Origin of the sequence: Marinicauda sp. Alg238-R41, from assembly GCF_947331485.1 — a bacterium.
In the GTDB taxonomy this organism is placed as follows: Bacteria; Pseudomonadota; Alphaproteobacteria; order Caulobacterales; family Maricaulaceae; genus Marinicauda; species Marinicauda pacifica.
In genome coordinates, this window is record NZ_CAMZOJ010000001.1 from 1,747,407 (window position 1) to 1,758,027 (window position 10,621).

General features: G+C 63.6%; 19 protein-coding genes. 18 read left to right on the top strand and 1 reads right to left on the bottom strand.

Annotation, left to right across the window (positions count from 1 at the left end; translation table 11 throughout):
* The first annotated feature begins 1 nt into the window (after position 1).
* The 17 genes from PGP17_RS08405 (at position 2) to PGP17_RS08485 (ending at position 9,872) form a co-directional block, all read left to right on the top strand.
* Entirely contained in the window at positions 2-808 is an 807-nt protein-coding gene (locus PGP17_RS08405) for a minor capsid protein (RefSeq protein WP_270374967.1), read from the top strand.
* Positions 805-1,410 carry a hypothetical protein gene (locus PGP17_RS08410; RefSeq protein ID WP_270374968.1) on the top strand — a complete coding sequence of 202 codons (606 nt, stop codon included), beginning with the start codon at positions 805-807 and terminating at the stop codon, positions 1,408-1,410. The genes PGP17_RS08405 and PGP17_RS08410 overlap by 4 nt, the downstream gene beginning before the upstream one ends.
* Positions 1,407-1,937, top strand: a complete 531-nt coding sequence (locus tag PGP17_RS08415; protein ID WP_270374969.1) for an acyltransferase — start codon at positions 1,407-1,409, stop codon at positions 1,935-1,937. The genes PGP17_RS08410 and PGP17_RS08415 overlap by 4 nt, the downstream gene beginning before the upstream one ends.
* Before the next feature lie 68 nt (positions 1,938-2,005).
* Positions 2,006-2,587 (top strand): hypothetical protein, encoded by a 582-nt coding sequence (locus PGP17_RS08420; protein WP_270374970.1) that lies wholly within the window; start codon positions 2,006-2,008, stop codon positions 2,585-2,587.
* Positions 2,584-3,207, top strand: a complete 624-nt coding sequence (locus PGP17_RS08425) for a hypothetical protein (protein ID WP_270374971.1) — start codon at positions 2,584-2,586, stop codon at positions 3,205-3,207. The genes PGP17_RS08420 and PGP17_RS08425 overlap by 4 nt, the downstream gene beginning before the upstream one ends.
* 716 nt (positions 3,208-3,923) lie before the next feature.
* The gene (locus PGP17_RS08430; RefSeq protein ID WP_270374972.1) at positions 3,924-5,039 is read left to right on the top strand and encodes a DUF2213 domain-containing protein; all 1,116 of its coding nucleotides are present in this window, start codon (positions 3,924-3,926) and stop codon (positions 5,037-5,039) included.
* A gap of 3 nt (positions 5,040-5,042) precedes the next feature.
* Positions 5,043-5,480, top strand: coding sequence for a structural cement protein Gp24 (locus tag PGP17_RS08435; RefSeq protein WP_270374973.1), 438 nt, complete (start codon positions 5,043-5,045; stop codon positions 5,478-5,480).
* A 51-nt stretch (positions 5,481-5,531) separates the two neighbouring features.
* Positions 5,532-6,485, top strand: coding sequence for a DUF2184 domain-containing protein (locus PGP17_RS08440; RefSeq protein ID WP_270374974.1), 954 nt, complete (start codon positions 5,532-5,534; stop codon positions 6,483-6,485).
* A 92-nt stretch (positions 6,486-6,577) separates the two neighbouring features.
* A complete protein-coding gene (locus tag PGP17_RS08445; RefSeq protein WP_270374975.1) occupies positions 6,578-6,916 on the top strand; it encodes a hypothetical protein in 339 nt (112 codons plus the stop codon).
* Positions 6,916-7,275, top strand: a complete 360-nt coding sequence (locus PGP17_RS08450; protein ID WP_270374976.1) for a DUF4054 domain-containing protein — start codon at positions 6,916-6,918, stop codon at positions 7,273-7,275. Before PGP17_RS08445 ends, PGP17_RS08450 begins: the two co-directional genes overlap by 1 nt.
* 1 nt (position 7,276) lies before the next feature.
* Complete coding sequence (locus PGP17_RS08455; protein ID WP_270374977.1) at positions 7,277-7,648, top strand: hypothetical protein; 372 nt, start codon at positions 7,277-7,279, stop codon at positions 7,646-7,648.
* Positions 7,648-8,058 (top strand): hypothetical protein, encoded by a 411-nt coding sequence (locus PGP17_RS08460; RefSeq protein WP_270374978.1) that lies wholly within the window; start codon positions 7,648-7,650, stop codon positions 8,056-8,058. Before PGP17_RS08455 ends, PGP17_RS08460 begins: the two co-directional genes overlap by 1 nt.
* Positions 8,059-8,316: a hypothetical protein gene (locus tag PGP17_RS08465; protein WP_270374979.1), complete on the top strand. Its 258-nt coding sequence runs from the start codon at positions 8,059-8,061 to the stop codon at positions 8,314-8,316. It begins immediately after the preceding gene.
* Positions 8,300-8,710 (top strand): DUF3168 domain-containing protein, encoded by a 411-nt coding sequence (locus tag PGP17_RS08470; RefSeq protein WP_270374980.1) that lies wholly within the window; start codon positions 8,300-8,302, stop codon positions 8,708-8,710. The genes PGP17_RS08465 and PGP17_RS08470 overlap by 17 nt, the downstream gene beginning before the upstream one ends.
* 106 nt (positions 8,711-8,816) lie before the next feature.
* Positions 8,817-9,263: a phage tail tube protein gene (locus tag PGP17_RS08475; RefSeq protein WP_270374981.1), complete on the top strand. Its 447-nt coding sequence runs from the start codon at positions 8,817-8,819 to the stop codon at positions 9,261-9,263.
* 4 nt (positions 9,264-9,267) lie between these two features.
* Positions 9,268-9,717, top strand: coding sequence for a gene transfer agent family protein (locus PGP17_RS08480; RefSeq protein ID WP_270374982.1), 450 nt, complete (start codon positions 9,268-9,270; stop codon positions 9,715-9,717).
* Positions 9,718-9,737: 20 nt separating this feature from the next.
* Complete coding sequence (locus PGP17_RS08485; protein ID WP_270374983.1) at positions 9,738-9,872, top strand: hypothetical protein; 135 nt, start codon at positions 9,738-9,740, stop codon at positions 9,870-9,872.
* 4 nt (positions 9,873-9,876) lie between these two features.
* Here the strand turns inward: PGP17_RS08485 and PGP17_RS08490 are convergent, their stop codons facing one another.
* Positions 9,877-10,164 (bottom strand): hypothetical protein, encoded by a 288-nt coding sequence (locus PGP17_RS08490; RefSeq protein WP_270374984.1) that lies wholly within the window; start codon positions 10,162-10,164, stop codon positions 9,877-9,879.
* Here PGP17_RS08490 and PGP17_RS08495 point away from each other — a divergent pair.
* Positions 10,163-10,381 carry a hypothetical protein gene (locus PGP17_RS08495; RefSeq protein WP_270374985.1) on the top strand — a complete coding sequence of 73 codons (219 nt, stop codon included), beginning with the start codon at positions 10,163-10,165 and terminating at the stop codon, positions 10,379-10,381. The genes PGP17_RS08490 and PGP17_RS08495 overlap by 2 nt on opposite strands.
* Positions 10,382-10,621: the final 240 nt, after the last annotated feature.

A 10,621-nucleotide genomic window follows, 5' to 3' on the forward strand; every position in this document is an offset into this window, starting at 1 on the left:
CATGCGCTACAACCTCGCCCGCATGGCCCGCCGCGCTGGCGTGCGCCGCGCTCAGGTGACGCTACGCCCCATCGCCATGCCGGCAGAGATGAAGCGCGACCTCCTGCGGATCATCCGGCGCATTCCGCAACGCTGGCGCACACTCTGGAATGAGCGCATCGAGGCGGTGTACGCGGCCGGGATCGACCAGCTTACCCGCGACGATGTGAGCGACGATATGGCGGAGACACTGCGCACGGCGGAGGCCATTGCGGCGACCATTGTGGTGGAAGTCTCGGCGGAAGTCGCAGAATGGATCGAGCGGGCCGAAGCCTGGCACCGCCGCCGCTGGGTCGCCGCGGTTCAGGCGGGCGCGAAGGTGGATGTGTTCCCCTTCATCGACACGATCGAGCACCGGGCGGACATACAGGCCATGCTCGAGCGCACGACCTCGCTCATTCGAGGGCTGGACGATCAGGCGCGCAAGGATGTCGCGGAGGTCGTCTGGCGCGGGTTCACGAACCAGACACCGCGCCGCAAGGTGGCCAAGCAGATCGCCGAGCGTATCGGGGTGGTGAACAGCCGGGCGCGTCTGATCGCGATCGATCAAAGCCAGAAGATCGCGGCGGACCTGACGCGGATGCGGCAGAAGGAAGCGGGGATTACGCTCTATCGCTGGCGGCATTCGGCCAAGCAGAATTACCGACCGCACCACAAGGCGCGCGACGGCAAGACGTACCGGATCGGAGAGCCCGCCGGTGATGAGCCGGGAATGGCCATCTACTGCGGGTGCCAGGGTGCGGCAGTGCTGGAGATCGAAGACGAATGACCGCCTTCTGGTCTGCGCCGCCCGAATGGCCTGACGAGCGGGTCTTCATCCTCGGCGGCGGGCCGTCGCTCACGCGATTCGACGCGGAGACCATACGGGGCAAGGGCCGCGTCATCGCCTGCAACAATGCCGGGCTCGATCTGGCGCCATGGGCGGACGTGCTGTTCGCTGCGGACGGTCGCTGGTTCGGCTGGAATACGGATCGCTTGCACCTCAATCAAAGCCGCTACCGGGTGACGCGGCAGGATCCTCGCGAAGACTGGTTGCCCTGGCCGGTCCAGCGGGTGCGCCATGACAAGGAGCGCGCTTTATCCGAAGCGCCGGACACCGTGTGCGGGGCCTGCTCCGGCGCCATGGCGGTGAACCTGGCCTACCTGTTCGGGGCTGGCGAAATCATCCTGCTCGGCTTCGACATGCGGCCGGGCAACTACCACGCCAACCACAAGACGCCGGGCCTGCCGCAACACTACGAGAACCAGTTCATTCCGGCCCTCGCGCGCATGGTCGCGGCGCTCGACGCCAAGGGCGTGCGGGTTATCAACGCCACGCCGGGCAGTGCCTTCACGGGCGCGCCCATGGCTGATCTGGAGGCGCTACTGTGATCCACCCGCTCGCCTTCGTGGACGCCAGCGTGACGGTAGGCGAGGGCACGGTCATTCGCCAGTTCGCCAGCGTCACCGGCGGGACCGTGCTGGGCCGGGATTGCAAAGTGTCGCCATTCGCGATGCTTCATGGTTCGACTTATGGGGACAGGGTTGTCATCGGCGCGGGTGTGGCTTGCGGTCCAGGCTTTTTGGTGGGCTCTGACGTTCACATTTGCCCCCAGGTCCTCCTGTCAAACGACGCGTGGCCTTTCGCATCGAAAGAGGGATTTGATTACGGGCGTCTACAGTCTGGCGATGGATATGCGGTCATCATTGACGATGGAGCATTCATCGGTGCGGGGGCAAAAATTATGCCCGGCGTCCGGGTAGGCCGCGGGGCTGGCATCGCCGCAAATGCAGTGGCCAATCGCAATGTGCCTGCTGGAATGCTCTTGCGGCGGTGCGGCGCCCTCTCTCCGGTGCCGGTCGATTGGGCAGAGAGAAGGATGCGATTTGCTCGCAAAGAGGCGGGAAATACTGTATAATGTCGGGCCGACTTGGTGCTGGTAACACCACGCCGACCCTAACCAGCCGAACCTATCAGGAGGTCCGAATGGCTGATGTTTCTTTATGCGTCATTGACGGCTGCATCAATCCCCGTAGCCGAAGCCGGGGAATGTGTAACGCTCATTACCTCCGATTTCTGCGCCGCGGCGATCCTAACTCCGGGCGCACGATGAATGGAGATCAGCAGAAGTACTTGCTCTCTCATATGTGGGATGAGTGCCCGAAGTGGCAATTTCCCAGAATGAAAGACGGTTATGCCCAGATCGTGTGGGACGGTTGCCGCGGCAAGCTGGTCCATCGCATTGTTTGTGAGATTGCGCATGGCCCTCCACCTTCGCCAGACAGCGAAGCAGCGCACGCCTGCGGGCTAGGCCATGAAGGTTGCTTTGGCGCTGCTTGCCTGAGCTGGAAGGACAGGGCGGGAAACATCGCGGACATGGTTGCGCATGGGAACAGCCGGTGGGGCGAGAGATCAAACTGGGCCAAGCTCACGAGGGGGCAGGCGGAAGAGGTGCTTTCTCTGTTGAATGTTCCGAACCGCGTTCTTGCAGATCGGTTCGGCGTCACCACCGATACAATTCAGAACATCAAGACCGGAAAGACATGGCGTCACCTGAAAAGGGTATGATCACGGTCGCAACGCTGTTCTGGGAGCCTTCTGAGCGCTCTGCGCGGTGGTCGCGGGCCTACACGGTCGAATGGGTGGAAAAGCTCTACAGGGGCTTTGCCCGGAACCTGACGGGGCCGTTTCGCTTCGTCGTCTTTACCGATCGTTTGCGCGAGTATGGCGAGCCGATTGAGCAGGAGCTGCTGACCAACCCGGCGCCGGGCTATGGCGACTGCCTTGAGCCCTACCGGCTTGGCGCGCCCATGATACTCGTGGGGCTCGACACCATCGTGACCGGCAATGTCGATCACCTTGCCGAATACTGCCTCACGGCGGATCGGATCGCCTTGCCGCTGGACCCGTATGAGCCAACCCGGGTCTGCAACGGAGTCGCGCTGGTCCCGGCGGGCTGGGAACGGGTGTGGACAGAGCACGATCACAACACCCGCCCGCAAGCGGATATGGAGCGGCTTCGCAGACTGCCGCACGCGGTTCTGGACACGCTTTTTCCAGGGCAGGTGGTCAGCTTTAAAGGCCATGTTCGGGAGCACGGGCTCGGGGACGCACGCATCGTCTACTTCCACGGGCCGCAGAAGGCACCGGAGCTGGATGATCCGTGGATCGCCGAGCACTGGCGGTAATCACATCAGGAGGGCGCCATGCCCCATAAATTCGAGGACGCGGTCTCCATCTCGGGGACGCGGTTCTCGCATTGTTCTGGGAAGGTGATAGAATAAGCGGACCGATGCGGCGTTGGAGCGCCAGCACCGGCCCTAGAGGCAACATGGAGAAGGCCATGCCACCCGTCCCCAAACCCCTATCACAGCTCCTAAATGGCCAGAAGGCCTTTGGCCGCCTTTCGGTCACAGGGGAGGCTCCCGCCCGACGCCGCGCCGGGCGAAAGATAAGGTTCGCGCGGTGTCAGTGCTCATGCGGGGCGACTGTTGATGTCTGGTACCCAAGCCTTTTGAGTGGGAAAACAGAAAGCTGCGGCTGCTTGGCGTCTGAGGTGTCATCAAAGAAGTCGGCTCAGGCCCGCAATAGCTGGACGAGGCACCGGCACGCTTCAAACAATACGATGACCCCGGAGTACAAAGCCTGGGTCGATATGAAGTACCGGTGCGAAACAGAGACCGCCCATAAATACAGCGATTATGGCGGTCGCGGAATCTCGGTTTGCCCGCGATGGGGATCCTTTGAGGCGTTTATGAGCGACATGGGGTCAAGGCCCGGGCGGGGATACTCTTTGGACCGGATAGACAACGACGGGAATTATGAGCCGTCGAACTGCCGATGGGCGACGGCCAAGCAGCAGGCGGCCAATCGGCGCGCGCCCAAGCGCTAAAGGAACCTCACAATGCAGCTCTTTGACACCCTCACGCTGGATGGCGTGCGGAAGACCGCTGACGGCTACCTGGCGGCTGAAGTTCGCGCAGCTCGCGCGGGCATTCAGACCTACCTTGGCGCGGAAGTGGACCCGTCCGGAAAGCGCTTTGCGCCCGACTCTCAGGTGCGCGTCTACCGTCCAGAATCCGAGGTCTTCAACAAGGACTCCCTGCACAGCTTCGCGCATCGCCCGGTCACGCTGGATCACCCACCTGAAGCAGTCACCGCCGATAACTGGCGGCGGTACGCTGTTGGCCAGACCGGCGACGAGGTGGTGCGCGACGGTGAGTTCGTTCGCGTCCCCATGGTCCTCATGGACGCTGCCGCCATAAAGGCCGTGGAAGCCGGCTCTCGGCAGCTTTCTATGGGCTACTCCACTGAATTGAAATTCGAGGATGGGCTTACCCCTCAGGGGGAGGCTTATGACGCCGTGCAAACGGCCCTCTCAATGAACCATCTCGCGGTTGTTCGCCGTGCGCGAGGCGGTCCTGACCTCAAAATCGGCGATGTAGAAGGAGAACCGGACATGCCGGATAACCTAAAAACGGTGGCTGTCGACGGCCTCTCCGTCTCTACGACGGATCAGGGCGCCCAGGCCATCGCGAAACTCCAAGCGGATCGCGATGCGGCCCGCACGGAAGCCACCGAGGCGAAAGATGAGCACGCCAAGGCCCTCGCGGCCAAGGATGCCGACCTCGCCAAGAAGGACGCGGAGATCGACGATCTCAAGGCCAAGGTGCTCGACGCCGCGGCTATGGATGCGGCCGTTCAGAAACGCGCCGATCTGATCGACCGCGCCCGCAAGGTCGCACCCAAGGTCGAAACCAAGGGCCTCACCGATGCGGAAATCCGCAAGGCCGTGGTTACTGCCGTGCGCGGCGCCGATGCGGTCAAGGACAAGTCGGACGCCTATATCGATGCGGCCTTCGATCTTCTCGCCGACGCCAAGCCGAAAAACCCGCTGACCAGTGCCATCGAGCATTCGCAGCAGCAGGACTCCGGCGATCCCGAAGTTCAGCGCGGGGCCGCGTATGACGCGTATCTCGACGGCCTGAACAACACGCAACCCGCGAAGAAGGAGGCCTAACCGATGGCCGTTGTTCAATCCACCTATGCGGCGGGGATGTCGGCGGCTATCGCCGGTCTCATCGCCAACATGGAACAGGCGAATGTCGTCACCCGCCAGGTTCAAGACACTGGCGGCATCGGCTTCGGCAAGGCGGTGTTCCAGGGCACTGCCGATGGCGAAATCACCGAGACGGCTTCGGCCCTGTTCGTCGGCGTGACCGTCAAGGACGTGACCGTCGATAACGCCACCGCCGACACCTACGCCCTGACTGCGAATGCGGGCGTGCTGGAATCGGGCGTCATCTGGGTCACGGCCGGCGATGCCGTCACGGCCGGGGCTGCGGTCTCTGTCGCTGCGGACGGCAACTTCGAAGCCGACGCCAGCGGAAACCAGACCATCGACGCGATCTTCCTGGATTCCGGCAGCGACGGCGACCTGGTTCGCATCCGCGTTCGCTAAACCTGATCGGCCCGCTGTGAAGCGCGCCTTGCCCTCAGAAGGAAACTCACCATGCCCATGGAAATCATGGACGCTCAGTCTGCGCTGAGCTTCGTCACCCGGCAGGCGGCTCACATCGAGCCGCAAGTCTACCAGATCAAATACCCGGACCTGCAGTACACCGACCTTGTCCCGATCGACACTTCGGCCGGCGAATGGGCCGATACCGTCGAGTTCTACTCTTCGGACAAGGTCGGTGAGGCCAAGTGGTTCAACCACACGGCCCGCGACGTACCGCGCGCGGATGTGACCCGCACCCAGCACTCGCACAGCATCGAGATGGCCGCCATCGGCTACGGCTACACCCTGGCCGAAATCGGCAAGGCGTCCCGTCTCGGCATCAACCTGTCGGCGGATCGGGCCATGTCCGCTCGCCGCGCCTACGAAGAGTTCGTGGACTCGATCGTCTTCAACGGTGACACCGGCAAGGGCTGGACCGGGCTTTACAACGACGCCAACGTCAACGCCGCGAATATGGCCAACGATGGCACGGGCGATTCCCGCCTGTGGTCTACGAAGACCCCGACCCAGATCCTCCGCGACATCAACGAGGGTTTGACGGCGGTAGTCACCGGCACGCGCCGCACCGAGATCGCGGACACGCTGCTCCTCCCGCTGACGGGCTACACCTACATCGGCTCCCAGCCGATGAGCGTGGAAAACCCGAACATGACGATTCTGCAGTTCGTCCTGCAGAACAACATCTACACCGCGATGACGGGCCGCCCGCTGACCATCAAGGTCGGCGATGGCCTGGAGGATGCGGGTTCGGGCTCCACCGGCCGCATGGTCGCGTATCGCAAGGACCCGCAGGTGCTGAAGCTGCACCTGCCGGTTCCGCTGCGCTTCCTGCCCGTGTGGCAGACCGGGCCGATGGCGTTCGAGGTTCCGGGCTACTTCCGCCTGGGCGGTCTCGAAATCCGCCTGCCGGGCGCCGTCAAATATCGCGACGGCCTCGTGGGCTAAACCAGACGCATGAGGGCGGGTGCTTCGGCGCCCGCCCTTGTGTTTCCCCGGCCGGCGGTTGGCGCTGGCCCGGCAAGCACAAGGAGCCTGTCATGCCCCTCTACACCGTGACCAATAACCGCCCAGCCGGAACGTGGTCGATCATCACCGCGCATGGGACGAAAACCGTGGCAGCGGGCCAGTCCGGCGAGTTCGAGATGAGCGAAGCCGAAGCGAAGAATGGCGAGGCCGATCGTGTCGTCATCAAGGCGAAGGGCGATGCGTTACCCGCCGGCGAGAAGGGCGCAGAGGTTTTCGATCCTCGCCAGGATGAAGCGCCGGCTGACGACCTGACCGCCCTGCGCACCGAATACGAAGCGAAGGTCGGCAAGAAGCCTTTCATGGGCTGGAAAGCCGACATGCTGCGCCAGAAGATCGCCGAGGCTGAATAATGGCCTACACGCAGCCGGACGCCGCAGCCTTCAAGGCCCGCTTCCCAGCCTTCGCCGCGGTCGATGATGCTGTCATCACCTCGGCGATGGCGCGGGCGCGGCGGTTCGTGGACGATTCCTGGATCGAAGACGACCGGGCGGAAGCCGAGCTTTTGAGGTGCGCTCACGACCTGACAATGGACGGGATCGGCGCGACCCGCGAAGCTCAGCTCTCCGGCTTCAAGAAGCTCAAGCTCGACACGCTGGAGCTGGAGCGTGAGGCCAACAGCGCGGCGCCGGGCTCGCTGAAATCGACCACCTACGGGGCCAGGTTCCACGAGCTGCTCAAGCGCTCGCATCCCGGTGTAAAGGCGATCTGATATGGCCGGACTTCTGGATGGTGATTTGCAGGCGGTGTTCGGGAGCGTGTTCTCTCCGCTGCTTCTCGACGCGACCTTGCACAAGGCGACGATCACCGAAGACGGATCGGGTGGGTGGAGCTCGGGCTTCGCTGACAATGCCGTGAAGGCGATGGAGAAGAAGCACTCGGCGGTCTATCGCGCGAAGGCCGGCATCCCGTCGAAGGACATCAACGTGATCGTCATGCAGCACGGGTCCGGCCTCAGCGAAATCGACACCGAAGACGAGATCACGATCCGGGGCGTGCGCTACGCGATCAAGGCCCCGATCGATCAGGATTCCGCTCAGGCGGCCTGGGACTTCTGGGCGACCCCGAAAGCCGAGCCCGCCTGATGGTCAAGATCACAGGTCAGAAGCGCCACTCCAAGCGCCTCAAGGCCATGTCCGGCCAGAAGATGATCCAGAATGTAGGCCGGGCGATCTTCGCGGGCTCCGATGAGGTGAGGGTGGAAGCCCAGCACCTGATCTCGCAAGGCTCTGTCCAGGGCAGGAACCATGTGCCGTCCCGGCCGGGCGAGCCGCCGAACTGGGATACGGGTGTGCTCGCAGGCGGGATCACGAACCGCAAGACCGGCGCGGTGAGCGCTGAAACCGAAAGCAGCGCGCCCTACAGCCTTCCGCTGGAAATTGGCAGCGCAAAGATGGCGGAACGCCCATTCATGCGCCCCGCCGCGAAGAACAAGCGCCGGCGGATCGAACTTCTGGTCGGATCGGCCGTCAACATCGTCATCAGGAGGGGATAGATGCCCTGGTTCATGTTCGAGCAAGACTTCGATCATCGCTTCGCGCCACGCGCGTTCAAGGCGTACAAAGCGGGTCAAACCGTGCTCGTCACCTCAGAATGCGCCAAAGCCGCCGAGGAAGCGGGCAGGGGCAAGCGCGTGAAAAAGCCGAAGGCCACGAGCCCGGAAACGGACGAAGGCGCCGTAGCCCCCTTTCCTGCGGCTTCTGAGCGCGTGACGCTGCACGATACGGGCGAGGGCGATGGCGAAGGATCATAGCCTCGCGCTGAGACAAGCCATCGTCACGGCGCTGCGGGCCGATGCCGGTGTCTCTGCTATCGCCGGAGCCCGCGTCTACGGGATGCAGGTGCCCGATGGTGCGGCCTGGCCTTTCATCCGCTACGGCGCCCCTCTTACGAGCATCTACGAAAGCTCATGCTCGCAAGGCTCTGACAGCGACGTGACGCTGCACGCCTTCGCGAAGGGCCCGGGCGAGGACGATTGCGCGGAACTGGCCGCCGCGGTCGCAGATGCGCTCGCATCGGATAATCTTCCTCTAGCGGACGGACTCGGTCTCGTCTCGCTGGACTGGATCAGCACACAGATCCTCGAATACCCCGAAGAGGACGGCTTCCGGGCCGTAATCCGCTTCCAGATCGTCACCGAGGAATAACCGGATACCGGCGAAAGCCGGTTGCGCCCATCGAACACGCGCTCTGGGCAGGCGCGCACCGGCACCGTCGGGAGACGGCGCCCTTCCTCTAGCGGGAGCCCCCATTATGGCTATTGCGACTTCCATCAAGTTCGGCAAGCAGGCCGTCCTCCTCGGAGACGGCGCCACGTCCGAAGTCTTCACCGCCCCGTGCGGTATCACCTCGCTCACCAAGTCCACGAATGTGGAGGTCAGCGAGACCCAGATTCCCGACTGCGACGACCCCGATGCTCTCAGCCAGGTCGTCATTGACGAGATCGCCCGCTCCAAGACCCTGTCCGGGTCGGGCACGCTCTCGACCGAGGCACTCGATACCTGGCGCGACTGGGACGATGCCGGCGGCGAGAAGAACGTGCGCTGGTTCACCGATCTCAGCGCAGGCGACGGCGGCGGCCACTATCAGGGCGCCGGCATCCTGACGAGCTTCGAAGAGACCGGCGAGCGCGGCGGGCGCTGGCAGGTGTCGTTCGAAATCCGCATCTCCGGCCCGTTCCCGTTCACGGCGGCTTCGTAGGCCCATGAACACCTCTGCTGAGATCGCGCTGCAGTTCGGCAATTCGGGGGAGGACGGGTATTTCTTCGCCCTGAAAGCCCGCCAGATCGAAGAGCTGCAGCGCAAGTGCGGCCCGCTCGGGGAGATCGCCACGCGGCTCCTCGGGTCGAGCTTCATGAGCTGGCAGTTCCGCTTTGAGGACGTGGCCGAGACCATCCGGCTCGGGCTGATCGGCGGCGGCATGGCCCCCACCGAAGCCCGGCAGGTCGTCGACACCTACGTCGACGTCAGCCGCCTGGACCCGCCGGGCGATCCCAGCTCGCCGCTCGCCGTCGCGAAGTCCGTGATCGCGGCCGTGATGTTCGGGATGGAAGAGATCACCGATCCGGGAGACGATAAGCCGGGAAAGACGAAGGCCGGGGCGGGTTCGTCGACGTCCCGGCGTACCGCGCGTCCTTCTTCGAAGCCGGAATAGACCCGCGCGCCGTGGATTCCATGTCGCTCTATGAACTGGCTTCCATGGGCGACCGGCTGCGCAAGAAGCACGGCGGTGACAAGGAACCCATGAGCGAGGACGAATACGGGGCCGTGCTCGAACGGCTCAAAGGGTTGCCGGGGGTGAGGGTTTAGGAGGCTACTTAGGCGTTTCCAGCTTCACCTCACCGTAGCCGCACGCGGCGCACTTGAGGTGCCGATTCTTGGCTCCGAGATCGCCCAGGGTCGCATGGGGCTCGGTCTTCTCTGTGCGGAACTCCAATGCCCCGCAGGACGGGCACGCCTGCCCAGGCGCTTTGTTCAGCCGCTCCTCAAGCGAGGCGATCCGAGCCTCCAGGGCCGGCACCTTCGCCGCGTTCTCGCGCATCTCGCGCCAGACCGCCCAATGATCGAGAATCCCTTTGATATCTGAAAGGCCCAACGCCATGACCCATCCCCCTGTGACTGAGCAAACGAACGCCGGACTGTCCCGGCCCGCGCCGAATGTTGAAGAAATCCGCGTGGAAGGCGAGTCAATTCTCGTCTGCAAGGATGGCCGGGAAATCGCGCTCGACCTTAGCGACGAGGCGGCCCGGCTTCTCGTCGAGACCATTCTCGTCACGCGCTTTGCAGGCCGGTTCCGGCTTAGCTGGATCAACGGGTGAGGGTTTAGTCCTCAGGCTCGTCGAAATCCGATTCCTTGATGAACCCGCGCCTACTCAGGTCAACAAGCATAAGCGTGCGGATAGTCTCCGGTCGCGAGCGCGGCTCCTCCATGGTTTCTATGTAGCGATCCAGAGCGTGAAGGAGATACGGCGGGAGGCGCACCGTCACGGGGGTGGAGTTGACCCGAGGTCGCCCACCCCTGCGTTTTTTAGTTTCTGACATTGACAACCTACTTTCGC